Here is a 16,297-nt window from a genome sequence, read left to right on the forward strand (position 1 = left end):
CGGCATTTTTCTGATGTGCTATCTGGGGCTGGGTTTGAGCATTTATCCCTGGATCGTTCCGTTCCGTTACACGCTGCACGAGGCAGCGGCTTCAGGCCCGGGGCTGTCCCTGATGCTGGTTGGGGTGGTGCCGCTGCTGCCGCTGATTTTGGGTTACACGGCCTATTGCTATTACATCTTCCGTGGAAAAAGCAGCCATGAACACATGTATTGAGCGCGTGGCAAACTGGCTGAACCACCACAAGAAAGTCAGGGAGTGGTGCTGGTTTTTCCTGTTATGGTTCAGTGGCTTGTTCGCGGTTGTTGCGATGAGTTATCCGATCAAGCTGCTTATCCGGGCGATGGGTTAGGCGGCTTTTCCCTGGGTGAGGCTTGGCAAATATTGCTCAAGCTGCTCGAAGGTGCCGGTCCAGCCCTGCTGCATGGACGGTGCGTTTTCCAAGAATACCTGCTGCTCGGATTCTGTGGCATCGTGGGCATTCCAGCTCACGATCACTTCCGTTTTATCGCCGAATGACTTGAAAGTGATGACGGAACGCATCTGCATGGGCCAACCCTGATGGAAGGGATGACGCGTGAGCTTTTCGCCTGTCTCGTCGCTGAAGCCGAAGATGAACTCAATGCTTTGCTGCGGGGAAATGCTGCGGAAGGTCCATTTGCCCCACATGTCGTTGGCGCCCGGAATGCGCAGGCCGTAATGGAAATAGCCGCCCTCGCGGAAATCCAGCTTGCTGTAGAAAATCGGGCAGGATTTGGGGCCGAACCATTTCTGCAGTTTCTCATTCTCCGTCCATGCCTGCCAAACCAGGTTCAATGGCGCATCGAAGGTGCGGGAGATGGTGAAAGTGTAATTTTCAGGGTTGGCGAGGGACGTCATGGTGGCTCCTTGGTGGTTGTTTCTTCTGTTTCATTTCTTCCTTCAACAGGGCGTCGAGCGCATCGAAGCGCTCCTCCCACTGTTGTTTCATTTTCGATATCCAATGTTCGATATCGGAAAGCCCTTCGGGGTTGATTTCGTATATGCGCTGTTGCGCTTTGACCTCCATCTTCACCAGTCTGGCCTCGCGCAGCACTTTCAGGTGCTGCGAAATGGCAGGTGCGCTGACGCGAAACTGGCTGCTGATGCGGCTGGCGGGCATGCGTCCGCCGGTAGCAAGCATTTCCACAATGCGCAGTCTCGTCGGGTCGGCAAGGGCGGTGAATATCATCATGGTTTTATGATAAGTGTTCGCTTAATTAAGTCAATTCTAAAATTATGCGGCTTTGCATGGGGCAGGGGTTTTCTGCTAAAGGATGGCAACAACAATGAAAGCAGGCAGGCATGGTAAACAAGGCGACGCACCTTTATGTGCAGGTGCTGGTTGGGATTGCGCTCGGCATCGCGCTGGGGGCGGTTTCGCCCGAATGGGCGGTGAAGATGCAGCCGCTTGGCACGCTGTTTATCAGCCTTATCAAAATGCTCATTGCGCCCATTATTTTCTGCACGGTGGTGACGGGCATCGTGCATATGGGCGACATGAAGCAGGCGGGTATCCTCGGCATCAAGGCGCTGATCTATTTCGAGCTCATCACCACGCTGGCACTGGTGATCGGATTGCTGGTGGGTAATCTCAGCGGCATGGGGCATGGGATGGGCATCGATCCCGCGAGTCTGGATGTCTCATCCATTCCCGGCTATTCGCCGCAGGCGAAAGCGGAGGGCGGGCACGGGTTCATGGATTTCATCCTGGGCACGGTGCCGCACAGTTTCCTGGACGGGGTGACGGAGGGCAATCTGCTGCAGACGCTGCTGACGGCCATCCTGTTTGCCTGGGCGATGCTGGGCATGGGGGAAACGGCGAAACCGGTGATCAAGGCGATCGAGTCTTTCTCCCAGGTGTTTTTCCGCATTGTAGGCATCGTGATGAAGCTGGCGCCGATGGGGGCATTCGGCGCGATGGCCTTCACCATCGGCAAATACGGGATCGGGACATTGGCCGATCTGATCGGCTTCGTGCTGCTGTTCTACGGCACCTGCATCCTGTTCGTGCTGCTGGTGCTGGGGCTGGTGTTGAAGCTGGCGACTGGTCTGAGCATTTTTCAGCTGCTGAATTACATCAAGGGCGAGTTGCTGATCGTGCTCGGCACTTCATCATCGGAAACGGTGCTGCCGCGCCTGCTGGATAAGCTGGAGCGGCTAGGCTGTGCGCGGCAGGTGGTGGGGATGGTGGTGCCGACCGGTTATTCCTTCAACCTGGACGGCACATCGATCTATTTCACGCTGGCGATCCTCTTCATCTCGCACGCCATCGGCATGGACCTCAGCCTTGAGACGCAACTGAGCATCCTGGCGGTGCTGCTGGTGACGTCCAAGGGCGCGGCGGGCGTGACGGGCTCCGGCTTTGTGGTGCTGACGGGCACGCTGGATGCGGTGCATGTGCTGCCCGTGGCGGCGGTGACGATCATCCTCGGGGTGGACCGTTTCATGTCCGAAGGGCGGGCCTTGACCAATGTGGTGGGCAATTGCGTGGCCACCATCGTGATCGCCCGCTGGCAGAAGGCGCTGGACCTGCCGCATGCCAAAGCGGTGCTGGCGGGCAAGCTGGATAAGGGCGGGGACGATCTGCTTGCCATTCCCGCTGAGAAGCGTAGGACTAAGGCCCGTACCAAAAAATAGGAGATGCGTTATGACCTATGTGGATGGTTTTGTGCTGCCCGTGCCAACGGACAGGCTGGATGACTATAAGGCGCTTGCCGAGAAGGCCGCCAAGATCTGGCGCGAGCATGGCGCGCTGGAATATCGCGAATGCGTGGGCGAGGACATGAACCCTGCATTCGGCGTGAAATTTCCAGAACTGGCCCATGCCACGCCGGATGAAACGGTGGTGTTCGCCTGGATTACGTATAAATCCCGCGAGCATCGGGATGAGGTGAATGCCAAGGTGATGGCAGACCCGCGCATGAATGAACACTGCGACGCGGCCAACCTGCCGTTCGATTGCGCGCGCATGGGGTATGGCGGGTTCAAGACGCTGGTTGCCGCCTAACGCGTCTCGATCACCGGGGTGCCTTCCAGCGTGCGCTGGACAGGACATTTGGCGGCGATCTCGATCAGCTTTTTATTTTGCTCTGCCGTTAAACTATCGCCATGGATGGTGATGGTTTTGGTGAAATGGTCCGTTTTGCGGGGGCTTCCGTTTGCGCTCACTTTTTCGTGGGTGAGGGCGACTTCCACACTCTCCAGCGGCCAGTTCTGCTGGCGGGCATACCAGCGCACGGTCATGGCGGTGCATTCGCCCAGTGCCGCGGTCAGCAGGTCATACGGCGCAGGGCCGAGATTGCCGCCGCCCGCATCCTCCGGCTCGTCCCCAAGGATGGTAAAACCGGAGACGTCTATATCCACGGCGAAGGCGCTTTTGCCGTTTTCCTTGATGGTGGCGGTGGTGGGGGCGTCGGTGGCCATGGGGTTACTCCGGCAGGGGGATAAATTCCTTGTCGTCACCCGGGATGGTGCCGAAGCGCTGGGCGACCCAGTCTTCTTTCGCCTGGGCGATGCGCTCCTCGCTGCTGGAGACGAAATTCCACCAGATGAAGCGCGGCTCGCTCAGGGGGGCTCCGCCCAGCAGCATGATGTGCGCAGGGGTTTGGGCTTGCAGGGTGATGGTTTCACCCGTTGAGAACACGGGCATGGTGCGCGGTTTGATGTGTGTCACCGGCGCGAAGCTCGCCCTGCATCACGTAGATGGCGCGTTCGGCATCATCATTGGGCAGGGTGAGCCTGCTGCCGGGCTGCATGTGGGCTTCGATATAAAAAAGCGGGCTGTAGAGTTTCACGGGGGATTCGTGGCCATAGGCACGCCCGGCAATGAGTTTCAACTTCACGCCGGGCAGGTCCATTTCCGGCAGGGCGGAGCCGGGGTGATGGAAAAATTCCGGCGCGCATTCCTCTGCCTCGCGCGGCAGGGCCACCCAGGTTTGCAGGCCGTGGATATCGTGCCCGTGGGTGCGGGTTTCCATTGCCGTGCGTTCGGAATGGGCAATGCCGCGCCCGGCGGTCATCCAGTTTACCGCGCCGGGGGTGATGGACTGGGCGGAGCCCAGGGTATCGCGGTGAAAGATGGAGCCCGAGAAAAGGTACGTGACGGTGGCCAGGCCGATATGCGGGTGTGGGCGTACGTCGATGCCGCTGCCAACGGCGAAATGCGCCGGGCCCATCTCGTCCACGAAGATGAAGGGGCCGACCATCCGCCGTTTGGCAAAGGGCAGGATGCGCCGCACGGTGAAGCCGCCCAGGTCTTTGTCGCGCGGTTCGATGATAATGTCGGTCAGGCTCATGGTATCCCCCTGTGCCGGTTGTACAGTCGGGGCAGGGCTCGCTCAATGCCGGGATGATTTGCTGCGGCGCAACGTGCGGTTTTTCTTGCCAGAACCCGCATAATCATTAGTATCGTCCCGCAAACAGAACAATATGCCGATCAAGGCAATTAAAGTTATTCTAAACAGAGGTTTAACCGTTTCCGCATGGTGATGTTCCTGTCCAGCAACCCTGATTCGGGCGTGGCGAAGGTGGAGTTTTCCCCTTCGGCACAGGGCAATGCGGCCTATATCCATCTGGCCACGGGGGCGGATGAAGTGGCGGTTAAGCAGCTGCTTTCCAGCAAGGGCATCGGCCAGACGGTGGTGACGCAAACCATGCTGGACGGCCATGCGGTGCTGGTGACGCGCGGGCCGCTTTCGCAGGACGGGCTGCTGAACATGCTGGGCGGGCATTTTGCGCCGCCCGCGCCGGAGCCGCAGGGGTTCGAGCCATGGAAATGGCGCGGCAAGCTGAGCATCGTGGGGCAGTCGCTGCAGCTGGCATCGGCTAAATTCTCCGCCAAGGGCATTGATGCGCCGACGGCGATCTTCGCGGTCTCCAACCTGATGGCCAACGGCACCAACATTGTTTTTGGGGCGGAGAAGGCGCAGGATGTTCATCAGCTGCGTTTTTTGAAAGAGCATTTCAACGCCCAGATGCAGGCCTATCTGCCACAGGGGGAGAGCCTGCCTTCGCCCGATGACAGCCGCGCGGCGCTGCGCCATGCGAATGATCCGCGCAAGGGGCTGGTGGAGCAGGGGCAGGATTTCATCCGCCGCAATTCGGTGCGCATCGGGGAGATCGGCCTGCGCTATTTCGGCGCCTTCGCGCTGGCATTTCCGGTCAAGAATTGGCGTGAGAGCGCGGACAAGCTGGCGCACGGAAACCTGCTTGGTGCCTATCAGGCGGGCAAAAACAAGGATGCGCTGAGTCATCAGGCGGGCATGGCCTATCTGGTGGGCAAAAGCATCGCGCTGACATCCAAAATCCCCGATCCTTACGATCCCACGCCTCATACGTTGCTGGATACGATCCGCGAGAAGGTGGTGTTTCGCCTGAGTTCGGTGATCGAGGGATTTGCGGCATTCAGCATTGCGCTGAACGGCTTTACCCGCCGTAAAATCAAGTTCAGCAAGGATGGGAAGGAATATCCCGACGTGCTGGGCGGGGTGGGCGGCATGCTGTTCACGCTGGCGCAGGGTATTCGCTATTTCGCACCCTTCGGCACCAAGGTAGTGGATATGGAGGAGTTGAACGCCCATATGACCGACGGGCTGGCCAGGATGCCGCGCGACAGGCTGCCGCAGCTGGTGGCGGATGCGGCGGCTTCCATCGTGGAGCATTTCAAGGAAAAGCACCTGGAGTTCGGCACGGTATACAGCCAGCTGGCGGATGGTCTTCAGCAGTATCACGGCATTGATCTTTCCGGTGCGCAGCTGGTGGCAGCGAATGATGCCGCGCGGTTTGTCGCACAGCCGCTGGTGCTGGATAACCCCGCGCAGCTGGCCGCCGACGCCGGGCGCAGCGTGACGGCCGCGCAGGCGGATTTGATCGCCCCCAACACGCATCTTGAAACGGAACGTACAGGTGCGCATAGTATGGCTGTCTAATAAGGCGGCGATATGAGCAAGGCATTCACCAAAGAAACGGATAATGAGGATGATGACGGCCCCGACGAGCCGGAATCCCTGCCTGCGCATGTGAAGAATTACATGACGCCGACGGGCTATGCCCGGTTGCAGGCGGAACTGCAGCAATTGCAGCGGGAGGAGCGGCCCAAGGTGGTGCAGATCGTCAGCTGGGCGGCGGGCAATGGCGACCGTTCGGAGAATGGCGATTACATCTATGGCAAAAAACGCCTGCGGGAGATCGACAAGCGCATCCGCTACATCCTCAAACGCCTGGACAATGCGGAAATCGTCGACCCCGCCAAGCAGCAGGGGCTGAAGCAGGTGTTTTTCGGCGCCACCGTGACCTATGCGCGGGAGGATGACAGCGAAGTGACGGTAACGCTGGTCGGCATAGACGAGGCGGATTTGAACCTGGGCAAGATCAGCTGGATTTCACCTGTGGCACGTGCGCTGCTGAAGGCGGGAGTGGGGGATATGGTGGAGTTGCGGACGCCGGGTGGGGTTGAGATGATTGAGGTTTTGAGCCTATGCTATGAATAATGATAAACTAAAATAAGGACATTTGTATAATTTCATCCATACGGATAATGCCATTTATAAGCCATGTATCTGGGTATAAAGAATGTGTTCCCATGGCGAATACCATTCCTTTCTTAGGGAACTCTTCACCAAAAACTCTTTGCATTTGCTCTAAAGTTTGCTCTTCTCCATAACGTTTCTTCCAATGAAAGAATGTTGCGTCAGTTTCCCAATCCTGGCATGTCCCAAATCTTTCTCCGTCATTGGTCTGATAGCGATATTTAAATCTATAGGGACATGGTTCTAGAGGAGAAATATCGCCTTTGTAAAATAGATCCTGCTGTTTTAATATTGCTGAATAACCGGCACGCTCTCTATCAACTTCATCAGAGGTTTTTCTTTCAATAATAAATTTTGGATTTTGTGGTCGAAGTAATGCAAGGCTTTTGCCATCTGCAGCTACTTTATCTATACCGCTGACTTCAAATTTTGCTAATAATGATTGGCGCTCACTTTTGGGAATCTCACCGACAACTTCAATAGATTGCTGATCAACATGAAGGCTTTCCGGCCTAGGATCATTTTTAGGTTTTCTCCAGCGAAACCGTATTAAATCCCAACGACCAAATTGCTGTACATCTTCTAATTTTCGAAATGTTACAGGATACAGTCTAACCCATTCTCCAGAAAGGGTTATGCCTGCGCAGCAAACTGTTTCTCCATATTTGCTACTTATTTGCGGAGAGGCTTTTACTAAAATAATGGCTTCTGCTGTGCCATCAATTCCATGCATGATAGGTGTCATTTTGGTGCGTTTTAGATTGCATCTGTTTACTTATTCCCATGCTTACACCAATAGCTTGTATATCTAAACCTGTATTTTTAGCTATTTCTGCAGCAATTATTGTCCTGTGACATTCTTGAGGCTTTCTTTCGTAACATAATAAGCAACAAGTGCTTTGCACGGCCAATGTGATGGCACTTTCTAAATCAAGACATGCCTCTTCTGTTTGCATGTGGGCATTAAAAATTTGTCGAAACTTCTTATAGTTACCAGCTCGTGCTGCCTCTCGACCTGGTTTTGGGTCGCCTAATCCCTTTAGATGAATGTATGAAATTCCATTTTTACTTAATAATGCAGAAAGTACATTTTTTGAGAATCCTTTACGTCGAGATAAAGGGTATTCTCTAACATCTATAATTTTTTCAATACCCACTGACTTCAAGGTTTCAATGAAGTCAGCAATATCTGCATTCTCATAACCTATCGTGTATAGCTTGTTTACCATGGCATATCTCCCAATGGCGTTATACACCTTATCGCTAGATATAGTAGCAAAAGTTCGTTTATTGTCTACTAATGGCAGTATGATCTGCTGTGAAGGTGATGTTCAATGCTTATAAGCTCCTCAATCGAAATCTCATTCTTCCCCAATTCATATTGATCCAGCTTGTGTTCCGGGATGCCGGTGGCGCGGGAGAGTTGGCGGAGGGTTAGGCGTTTTTGGGTGCGGGCCTGGTGGATGTTCTGGCCGATGGTGCGGCGTAGCTGGCGGAGTTGCTGGCGGTAGGTGAGGGGCTCTGGTTTGGATGTGGGCTGCGGTTGAGGGGCTTCGTGCGGGTGGCAGAAGGGCAGGATGGATAGCAGGTCGTTTTGCATGGGGTTCTCCTCTCTGGTATCGGGAGTTAGAACCCACGCTCAACACGTGTGTGATGTATTTCCCTTGCGGGTATTTTATTCCACCACCATCCCGACAGAGAGATTGTGCCCGGCATTGCTGGAATGCGGACGCAAAAAATCCACTCTGTCGTGAGTGGGAAACGGCTGAGTTGGCGGGTTCTAATCGCCACGGGCAATGTAGCAGGTTGGGGGGATGGGCCGCAAGGGTGGATTCCAGCCTTCGCTGGAATGACGAAAATGATGGTTTTTCAGGTGGATGGTTTGGGGGTGGGTGTTTCGCATGGAGGTTTTATGCCTTCGGGCGCAGGATAGGGGCGATACCCGCAACAGGAGGAACCTATGGCCGTTATTTGGGTTGTAGCCGCCGATGGCGGCATGGCGCGCGTGTTTGTGATGGAAGGAAAACATCATGGATTGCGCGAGATTGAGGGATTGATGTCGGTGGATGCCCACCGGCCCTCGCGCGAGATTGCTTCCGACAGGCCGGGCAGGGCTTTTTCCAGCGTGGGGAGCGGGCGCTCGGCGATGGATGAAACGGACCCCCACCGCTTCGCCAAGCATGCCTTCGCCAAGCAGGTGGCCGACATGCTGGACGAGCAATGCAGCCAGTATGACATGCTGGTGATCGCCGCGCCCGCCAAGGCGCTGGGCGACCTTCGCAAATGCATGAGCCAGAAGGTGAGCAGCAAGATCATCGCCGAACTCAGCAAGGACCTGACCCATGCCAGCCCTCACGAGCTTTCGCAGCAGCTGGCCATCATCATCGATTACCGCGAGGTGAGCTATGATCCGGCGAGGGAGCAGTATTTGAAGCGGCGGTAGTGAAGGAAGGGACCCTCACCGCGGCCCTCTCCCTTGAAAGGGAGAGGGGTAAATGTGAGAGGGGTGCATGCTTGACGATTAGCGGAATGGTATGTTGGCGTGCTGGATCGCCACGCTCACGTTGTTCGCTCGCGATGACGTGATGAAGTGACGATGGCGGTTGAGAGGGATGGAGCGTTGCTCTAAAAGATAGGCATCATTCCAACATGGAGCATACGCATGACCACCATCCGCGCATGGGCGGCGACCGCGCCTGGGAAGGCTTTGGAGCCTTATCACTATGACATGGGCGAGATCGGGCCGGATGAGGTGGAAGTGGCGGTGGAAAGCTGCGGCATCTGCCATTCGGACCTTTCGATGGTGGAGAATGAGTGGGGCATGGCGCAGTATCCGCTGGTGCCGGGGCATGAGGTGATCGGCCGCGTGGTGGCGCTGGGCAAACATGCCAAGGGGCTGAAGGTGGGGCAGCGGGTCGGCATCGGCTGGAATGTGTCCAGTTGCACGCATTGCCGAAGCTGCGTGGGCGGTGAGCAGCATCTGTGCAACGAGGTGCAGGCCACCATCGTGGCGCATCATGGCGGGTTCGCCGAGCGTCTGCGTGCGCACTGGACCTGGGCGCTGCCCATCCCCGATTCATTGGATGCGAAGAAGGCCGGGCCGCTGCTATGCGGCGGCATCACGGTGTTCGCGCCGCTGCTGCTGCACGACATCCGCCCCACGCAGCGCGTGGGGGTGATCGGCATCGGCGGGCTGGGGCATATGGCGCTGAAATTCCTGAATGCCTGGGGCTGCGAGGTGACGGCCTTCACCTCCAGTGACAGCAAACGCGACGAGGCCAAGCGGCTTGGCGCGCATCGCGTGCTTTCCAGCCGCGACAGCAATGGCATGGCGGCGGCGAAAGGCTCGCTCGACCTTATCATCGACACGGTGAACGTGCCGCTGGACTGGGAGGCGGTGATGGGCACGCTCGCGCCCAAAGGCGCGCTGCATGTGGTGGGCGCGGTGCTCGACCCCGTGCAGGTGAGCGCCTTCACGCTCATCGGCGGGCAGAAGTCCATTTCCGGCTCGCCGACCGGATCCCCCTCCAACATGGCGACGATGCTGGAATTTGCCGCGCGTCACCAGATTGCGCCGGATACGGAGCATTTCCCCATGAGCCGGGTGAATGAGGCGTTCGAGCATCTGAAATCCGGCAAGGCACGTTATCGCATTGTGCTGGATGCGGATTTCTAGAGCTGGTCTTCCGGCAGGACGGAATAGAGGCCGGATTTGACGCTGCGCCAGAAACCGGCCTCCGGCTCGTCGTCATAGAGTTTGCCCGTGGCCATGTCCTTCCAGGTCAGTTCGCCGTTGTTCAGTGTTACCTGGTAGCTGTTGCGCGCCAGGGTGGTGTTGAACATGTCCGCGATTTCGGTCGCCAGTTCAGGGCTGTGGATGATGAGCAGCATCTCGGTGTTATGGCGAACGGAGCGGGGGTCGAAATTGAAGGAGCCGATCATCAGGTCCTTGCGGTCGGCCACATAGAGCTTGGTATGCAGCGAGAGAGGGCGCTTTTTATGCTCCCTGTGCGTGGGGAAATAGGGCTTGGCTTCATACAGCATTGCGCCGTTTTTCAGCAAAGCCTCGCGATAGGGCGCAAAGCCGGAATAGGCCGCGACGACATCCGTCGAAGCCAGTGAGTTGGTGAGGATGCGCACGTTCACGCCGCGATCGCTCAGGCGCTTCAGCCAGGCAACACCCTGCTCCCGCGGGATGAAGTAGGAGCTGATGATAAGCAGCTCACGCTGCGAGGCGTTAGCCGTTTTGGCAAGCGCTTTGGCAGGTTTGCTGACGGACTGGGCGGGTGCGTCGTCGTTATCGTACATCACCTTTTCCGGCTCATCGGCGGCAAGCTCGGCTTTGGCCCAATGAAGCCGGATGTTGCGCTTTTTCAGTTGCGTGGACAGGGGAATGAGTTTGCGCAGTTCGCCGCGTTCGCGTTCCTCGTTCCAGAACTGTTCCAGTTTATGCCGTTCCTCCTGCAGTTCTTTTTCCGCCAGGGCGGGAGGGTGGAGTTCGGCAATGGGGTAGGAAAGCTCGCTGTTCCAGTAGCCGTCAAAGCTTTTGGAAAGCTGCCGGGTGATGGGACCGGCGGTGAAGATGTCCATGTCGCCGAAGTTAAAGCCGTCGGCCAGGCCGAAATATTCATCCGCCAGGTTGCGCCCGCCGGCGATGGCCACCGCATTGTCCACGATGAAGGCTTTATTATGCATGCGCTGGAGCATCTGCCCCATGTCGGTGTTGGCGGAGGCGAAGGGGTTGAAGGCACGTATCTCAATGTTTTTATGGCCGTTTAGCGCCAGCATGGTGCGGTCTGCGCCATTGAGGTTGAGGTCATCCACCAGCAGGCGCACGCGCACGCCGCGATCGGCCGCTTTGATGAGGGATTGCAGCAGCATTTTGCCGGTGCGGTCGTTCTGAATGCTATAATATTGCAGGTCGGCGCTGCGTTCGGCAGCCTCGATCATGGCAATGCGCATGAGAAAGGCCTCTTCCCCGCGTGGCAGCAGCCGAAAGCCGGATTTGCCGGGATGCCGCGTTTCCAATGCCGAAAGGGACCGATCAAGCGAACTGTGCCCGTTGGGTTGCAGCGCATAAGTTTCCTCATGATGTGCGGGTTGCGAGCCAACCGGCAGAGCGGCGCAGGCCGCCATGGCAAAGGCGCTTATGGAAAGGGGCCAGATGAGCAGATGTTTTTTCATGGTGACCTGTTTAAAAAAAAGGCCTCACCAAAACGTTGTTTCAGTGAGGCTATGACGGGGGACGTTTCTTATTTTTCGTTGGGTGGATTGCGGTTTATATTTTGCCTAGCAGCATGAGGATGATGAGGATCACCACCAGGGTGCCCAGGCCGCCACTTGGGTAGTAACCCCAGCTGCTGCTGTGCGGCCAGGTGGGCAATGCACCAATGAGGAGCAAAACCAGGATGATCAGGATGATGGTGGAAAGCGTCATGGCAGGGCTCCTTTAACGGCTGTTTCTAACGATCTTCTTCGATCACTTTTTTGCTTTCGGAGGTGGTTTCCTTGTTAAACCAGCCTTTGGGGTCTTTGGTGGTTTTGGTTTTCACCACGGCTTTTTTGTCACCATCGTCATCGCGGTCCACTTTGGTGGTTTTTTCGGTGGTGTAGGTGGTGCCGTTGGCGTCGGTGCTGCTTTCATAGCTTTTGTATTTGCCTTCTGGCGGCAGGGGGTGGTTGTTGCTGCTGCATGCAACCAGGATGAGCGTGGTGCCGGCGAATGCCAGGGCGGTGATGAGTTTGGTCGACATGGGGTGTATCCTTGTGTTCTTGCTTGATGAGGTACTAGTGACACAAGCGGCAGTAAAAAACGCTATGGAGCGGAGCCGCTTTTTATAAAAAGCAAGTAAGGAGAAGGGCTTGGGCCGGTATTGGCCGGTTGTGGTAAAAAATTAAGGCTTTGCCGCTAGATTGGGAAAAACCCCCTCTTTCAGGAGCTTTTCATGGCAAGGTTCGGGCATATGTTCGGTGCTGCGTTACTGGCTGCAACCTTGCTGGCACAGGCGCCTTCTGCCATGGCGGATGATGCTGCCTCCAAACAGGAGCAGGCCAAAAAAATCATCCAGACCATGATGCTGCAATATGTCGGCATTACCGGTGCGCATTACATTGATGAACGCTGCCACCATTTGCAGGGCGAGCAGAAAAAACAATTCGAGTCGGACCGCATCAACAGCATGGACAAATTTCGCTCCGTTTTAAAAATGGATGAGACGGTGTTGAGCCAGATCGACCAGAAATCGCAGGAAACGGCGAAAGATGAAAAACGCTTTCCCTGTGGCGGTGAAACACAGAAATTCGTGACCCAGTCCATTCCCATGGCCAAGCAGTTGAGCGATGCCATGAATATGCTGGAAGCCTCGGTGAAGAACCAGCCCAAGTCTTAATTGACAGCTCCCCTTCTGCAAGCCAGACTGGCGCGCAGGAACAGGGAGATGCTTATGCTGAAAATGACTGCGCTGGCCGCCATGCGCGTGATGGGCGCAGCCTCGGCGGAAGCCGCCAGCTTTAATTGCGCCAAGGCTTCGCATCCGCTGGAAAAACTCATTTGCTCCAATCCGTCGCTCTCCAAGCTCGATGAAGATGTCAGCAATGCTTATAAGGCGAAGCTCGCGCTGCTGTTCGATAAAGCCGCTTTCAAAGGGCAGCAGAAGGATTGGATGGCCATTATCCGCAAACGTTGCGATGTGGCATGCCTGGCGCAGGATGTGGAGCGGGACTATCGTCAGCAGCTGGTGGATCTTCAAACGTATGATGAGGAAAATTATACCGCCAATTATAAAACGGCGGATGAGGCGCAACTAACCATCACCCGCCATACGGCCAAGCAATTTGCCTTCTCCCTCAGCCGTTACAGCCTGGATGACAGCAGCAAGGTGTATTGCAGCATGCCTGCCAAAAAGGCGGAGGAGCCGTTTTCAAATAAGGATATGCCCGTGGCGACCATTGACAAGGAACGCCATGCGCACTGGCAGGGCAAGGATGGCTGCGGCGTGGATTTTACCTTCGATTATGACGCCAAAAGCGGTGAAGTGAATGTGCAGACGGTCACAAAAGGGTGCGAGAAATATTGCACCGGCGGCTTTACGCTGGATGACCGTTTCATGTCCGCCAATAACTGGGTTGCAGGAAATCAGTAATCGGTTTGCGTCTCTTTAGGATGGTTTTATATTCCGGCGGAATGGCCCGTAGGGATTTTTGCCGAAGGCCGGAGGATAAGGGTTTCAGCGGGGCGGTCACGCCGGCTCGCATTAACCCAATCAACGGAGACTTGTTATGACGAATACTCAAAACAACAGCAGCAAACAAGGTCAGAAATCCGGCTCGAAAAACCCGGGTAACTTCAAAAACAACCCGCAGCGTGCCGCTGAAGCAGGCCGTAAAGGTGGCCAGGCTTCTTCCGGCGGTAACCGCTAGGATGGTTTGTTAGCTGCGTTCATGCAGTCAGAAGGCCGCCCCTCGCGGGCGGCCTTTTTTGTTATGCCGCGCGTCGTGAGGCGCTGGGCAGGGGTGCATCAAGCGGCGTATCGCGCGAGAGTTCCAGAATCGGCTGGATGATGCCGTCCTGCATGCTGTAGACCCAGCCATGGAGCAGCGGTTGTTTGTGTTCTTTCCATGCGCGCTGGATAATACCGGATCGGGCAAGGTTGATAAGCTGTGCGCGGACATTATGCTCGATGAGACGGATGAGGCGTGCTTCCTCGGTCGGCAATGCGTCGATTTCCTGTCGGTGCTGACGGTGGACTTCCTTGATATGGCGAAGCCATTCGTCGATCAGGCCGAAGGATTCATCTCCCATCGCGGCTTTCACGCCGCCGCAGCCGTGATGGCCGCAGATAATGATGTGTTTGACCTTCAGAACCTCAACGGCATATTGCACGATGCTGAGGAGGTTGATGTCGGTCGGCACTACAAGGTTGGCCACGTTGCGATGCACGAAAATATTGCCAGGTTCGGCCTGGGTAATTTCGTCAGGCGAGACGCGGCTGTCCGAGCAGCCAATCCAAAGGAAGTCCGGCGTCTGGGTTTTTGCCAGGCTTTTGAAGAATTCCGGGTTTTTCTCTACACGGTCGGCCGCCCAGGCCTTGTTCTCCAGCAGTAATTGTTCATGCCGCTTCATGGATCAGCTCGCTTAAGGTGGTGGAGGATTTATTGGGGTTTTTGACCGTCAGCGCGATGTCCTTGTGAGGGGCGGCGGTCATGAAATCCTGGATAATCTCGACATTGTCGAGGTCAATAAAGTTCACTTTGCTGAAATCCAGCAGCACGCTTGAGCCTTCGGGGATGCGGTCGAGCGTCTGTTTGAGATCGTATTTATGGATGAAGAAGAGGTCCTTCTTGCAGCTGATGTGGTATTTGTTGCCGTCCGTCACGGTGACGATGGCCGCGCGCCAGTTCTGGACGATCACAAACCCCATGCCCACCACAATGCCCACGCCAATGCCGACCAGCAGATCGGTCATGAGAATGGCCAGGATGGTGGCGGTGAAGGGAATGAAATGTTCCCAGCCTTTGGCGAATTTCTGCATGAAGATGGCGGGTTTGGTAAGCTTGTAACCCACCGCAATCAGCACGGCGGCAAGGGCTGCCAGGGGAATCTGATTCAGCAGGGTGGGAATGCTGATTACGCAGAGCAACAGCAGCAGGCCATGGCAGATGGTAGACATGCGAGTGCGCCCGCCGGAAGAGACGTTCGCCGAACTGCGGACGATAACCGAGGTGATGGGCAAGCCGCCGATGAGGCCGGAGACGATATTGCCGATGCCTTGTGCCTTCAGCTCGCGGTTGGTGGGGGTGATGCGTTTGAATGGGTCGAGCTTGTCGATGGCCTCGATGCTCAACAGCGTTTCCACACTGGCGACCAGCGCCAGCGTGACGGCGGTGGACCAGATGGCGGGATTGCCTATCATGCTGAAATCCGGCGTGGAGAACTGGGCGAAAAAGGCCGAGGCGGAATCCGCCACCGGTACGGCCACGAGATGTTCCGGCTGGATGGCAAGGCCGGGAGCATAGCGCTGGAAGGCCAGATTCGCCGCCACGCCAAAGCCCACGACCACCAGCGGCCCGGGCAGGTAACGCAATGCGTTGTTGAGCTTCGGCTGGATGTTGTCCCAGGTGAAGAGGAAAGCCAGTGAGATGAGCGAAATAATGGCCGCGCCGGGGGTAATGTGGTTGATCATTTCCAGCAGGGCGGAGAAGGTGTTCTGCCCGTCATGCTGAAAGAATGCGTGGTCGCCCTCGTAGTCGGCATCGTAACCGAACGCATGCGGCACCTGCTTAAGAATAAGAATAATGCCAATGGCGGCGAGCATGCCCTTGATGACCGAGGAAGGTATAAAATCCCCAATGATGCCCGCGCGGGCATAACCCAGGGCCAGCTGTATGGCGCCCGCCAGGCATACGGCCAGAAGGAATGCCTCGTAGCTCGGCAGGGATTGAATGGCGGCCAGTACGATGACCGTGAGGCCCGCAGCCGGGCCGCTGACGCTGAGGGGGGATTTGCTGAGAATGCCGACCACGACACCGCCGACGATGCCCGCTATCAGGCCGGAAAGAGGAGATGCGCCCGAAGCCAATGCAATGCCAAGACATAAAGGAAGCGCTACAAGAAAAACCACCAGGGCCGCAGGCAAATCGTAACGCCAGTTTCTCCACATCGACATGCGCTTCGTCGTCATCCGCCACCTCATCTTTAAATTATGTGCGGCGCAGCATAATGCTGGAAACCAAGCAAATGCAAGCGTAAATG

21 protein-coding genes and 1 pseudogene are annotated in these 16,297 nt (G+C 56.4%); 10 read left to right on the forward strand and 12 right to left on the reverse strand.

Going from position 1 to position 16,297, the window contains the following annotated elements; translation table 11 throughout:
* Window positions 1-214 (forward strand): ubiquinol oxidase subunit II (locus tag GC177_09705; GenBank protein MBI1276228.1); only part of this gene is annotated, 214 nt, incomplete at its 5' end.
* Between the two features lie 132 nt (window positions 215-346).
* Here the strand turns inward: GC177_09705 and GC177_09710 are convergent.
* Both GC177_09710 and GC177_09715 read right to left on the reverse strand, forming a co-directional pair.
* Complete coding sequence (locus tag GC177_09710) at window positions 347-877, reverse strand: SRPBCC domain-containing protein (GenBank protein MBI1276229.1); 531 nt, start codon at window positions 875-877, stop codon at window positions 347-349.
* Entirely contained in the window at window positions 855-1,211 is a 357-nt protein-coding gene (locus GC177_09715) for a metalloregulator ArsR/SmtB family transcription factor (protein ID MBI1276230.1), read from the reverse strand. Before GC177_09715 ends, GC177_09710 begins: the two co-directional genes overlap by 23 nt.
* A gap of 110 nt (window positions 1,212-1,321) precedes the next feature.
* Between GC177_09715 and dctA the strand changes: the two genes are divergently transcribed.
* Together dctA and GC177_09725 are read left to right on the forward strand one after the other, a co-directional pair.
* Complete coding sequence (dctA, locus tag GC177_09720; GenBank protein ID MBI1276231.1) at window positions 1,322-2,656, forward strand: C4-dicarboxylate transporter DctA; 1,335 nt, start codon at window positions 1,322-1,324, stop codon at window positions 2,654-2,656.
* 10 nt (window positions 2,657-2,666) lie between these two features.
* Window positions 2,667-3,026, forward strand: coding sequence for a DUF1428 family protein (locus tag GC177_09725; protein ID MBI1276232.1), 360 nt, complete (start codon window positions 2,667-2,669; stop codon window positions 3,024-3,026).
* On the opposite strand, the gene GC177_09730 is transcribed toward GC177_09725, so the two are convergent.
* Together GC177_09730 and GC177_09735 are read right to left on the reverse strand one after the other, a co-directional pair.
* Window positions 3,023-3,442, reverse strand: a complete 420-nt coding sequence (locus tag GC177_09730) for an OsmC family peroxiredoxin (GenBank protein ID MBI1276233.1) — start codon at window positions 3,440-3,442, stop codon at window positions 3,023-3,025. The genes GC177_09725 and GC177_09730 overlap by 4 nt on opposite strands.
* 4 nt (window positions 3,443-3,446) lie before the next feature.
* Window positions 3,447-4,314 (reverse strand): annotated as a pseudogene (locus tag GC177_09735) (hypothetical protein).
* Between the two features lie 186 nt (window positions 4,315-4,500).
* Between GC177_09735 and GC177_09740 the strand changes: the two are divergent.
* Complete coding sequence (locus GC177_09740) at window positions 4,501-5,946, forward strand: hypothetical protein (GenBank protein ID MBI1276234.1); 1,446 nt, start codon at window positions 4,501-4,503, stop codon at window positions 5,944-5,946.
* A 12-nt stretch (window positions 5,947-5,958) separates the two neighbouring features.
* On the forward strand, window positions 5,959-6,507 hold the full coding sequence (gene greB, locus GC177_09745; GenBank protein ID MBI1276235.1) for a transcription elongation factor GreB: 549 nt from the start codon (window positions 5,959-5,961) through the stop codon (window positions 6,505-6,507).
* Between the two features lie 7 nt (window positions 6,508-6,514).
* Here the strand turns inward: greB and GC177_09750 are convergent, their stop codons facing one another.
* The 3 genes from GC177_09750 to GC177_09760 form a co-directional block, all read right to left on the reverse strand.
* A complete protein-coding gene (locus GC177_09750) occupies window positions 6,515-7,279 on the reverse strand; it encodes a hypothetical protein (protein MBI1276236.1) in 765 nt (254 codons plus the stop codon).
* Window positions 7,266-7,775 (reverse strand): DUF488 family protein, encoded by a 510-nt coding sequence (locus tag GC177_09755; protein MBI1276237.1) that lies wholly within the window; start codon window positions 7,773-7,775, stop codon window positions 7,266-7,268. Before GC177_09755 ends, GC177_09750 begins: the two co-directional genes overlap by 14 nt.
* A 68-nt stretch (window positions 7,776-7,843) precedes the next feature.
* The gene (locus tag GC177_09760) at window positions 7,844-8,146 is read right to left on the reverse strand and encodes a helix-turn-helix domain-containing protein (GenBank protein ID MBI1276238.1); all 303 of its coding nucleotides are present in this window, start codon (window positions 8,144-8,146) and stop codon (window positions 7,844-7,846) included.
* A 360-nt stretch (window positions 8,147-8,506) separates the two neighbouring features.
* On the opposite strand from GC177_09760, the gene GC177_09765 reads away from it, so the two are divergent.
* Both GC177_09765 and GC177_09770 read left to right on the forward strand, forming a co-directional pair.
* Entirely contained in the window at window positions 8,507-8,989 is a 483-nt protein-coding gene (locus tag GC177_09765) for a host attachment protein (GenBank protein ID MBI1276239.1), read from the forward strand.
* A 219-nt stretch (window positions 8,990-9,208) separates the two neighbouring features.
* Entirely contained in the window at window positions 9,209-10,222 is a 1,014-nt protein-coding gene (locus tag GC177_09770; GenBank protein MBI1276240.1) for an alcohol dehydrogenase catalytic domain-containing protein, read from the forward strand.
* Here GC177_09770 and GC177_09775 read toward each other — a convergent pair.
* From GC177_09775 to GC177_09785, 3 genes are all read right to left on the reverse strand, one after another.
* Window positions 10,219-11,730 carry a phospholipase D family protein gene (locus GC177_09775; GenBank protein ID MBI1276241.1) on the reverse strand — a complete coding sequence of 504 codons (1,512 nt, stop codon included), beginning with the start codon at window positions 11,728-11,730 and terminating at the stop codon, window positions 10,219-10,221. The genes GC177_09770 and GC177_09775 overlap by 4 nt on opposite strands.
* A gap of 94 nt (window positions 11,731-11,824) precedes the next feature.
* Entirely contained in the window at window positions 11,825-11,983 is a 159-nt protein-coding gene (locus GC177_09780) for a DUF3309 family protein (protein ID MBI1276242.1), read from the reverse strand.
* 25 nt (window positions 11,984-12,008) lie between these two features.
* Window positions 12,009-12,299, reverse strand: a complete 291-nt coding sequence (locus GC177_09785; GenBank protein MBI1276243.1) for a hypothetical protein — start codon at window positions 12,297-12,299, stop codon at window positions 12,009-12,011.
* A 192-nt stretch (window positions 12,300-12,491) separates the two neighbouring features.
* Between GC177_09785 and GC177_09790 the strand changes: the two genes are divergently transcribed.
* From GC177_09790 to GC177_09800, 3 genes are all read left to right on the forward strand, one after another.
* Window positions 12,492-12,935 (forward strand): hypothetical protein, encoded by a 444-nt coding sequence (locus GC177_09790; GenBank protein ID MBI1276244.1) that lies wholly within the window; start codon window positions 12,492-12,494, stop codon window positions 12,933-12,935.
* A gap of 54 nt (window positions 12,936-12,989) precedes the next feature.
* Window positions 12,990-13,688: a hypothetical protein gene (locus GC177_09795; GenBank protein MBI1276245.1), complete on the forward strand. Its 699-nt coding sequence runs from the start codon at window positions 12,990-12,992 to the stop codon at window positions 13,686-13,688.
* 136 nt (window positions 13,689-13,824) lie between these two features.
* Entirely contained in the window at window positions 13,825-13,965 is a 141-nt protein-coding gene (locus GC177_09800) for a hypothetical protein (GenBank protein ID MBI1276246.1), read from the forward strand.
* 61 nt (window positions 13,966-14,026) lie between these two features.
* On the opposite strand, the gene GC177_09805 is transcribed toward GC177_09800, so the two are convergent.
* Both GC177_09805 and GC177_09810 read right to left on the reverse strand, forming a co-directional pair.
* Entirely contained in the window at window positions 14,027-14,668 is a 642-nt protein-coding gene (locus GC177_09805; protein ID MBI1276247.1) for a carbonic anhydrase, read from the reverse strand.
* Window positions 14,655-16,226 (reverse strand): SulP family inorganic anion transporter, encoded by a 1,572-nt coding sequence (locus GC177_09810; GenBank protein MBI1276248.1) that lies wholly within the window; start codon window positions 16,224-16,226, stop codon window positions 14,655-14,657. Before GC177_09810 ends, GC177_09805 begins: the two co-directional genes overlap by 14 nt.
* Between the last annotated feature and the right edge of the window lie 71 nt (window positions 16,227-16,297).

The organism is bacterium (assembly GCA_016124905.1).
In the GTDB taxonomy this organism is placed as follows: Bacteria; Pseudomonadota; Alphaproteobacteria; order Rickettsiales; family RI-342; genus RI-342.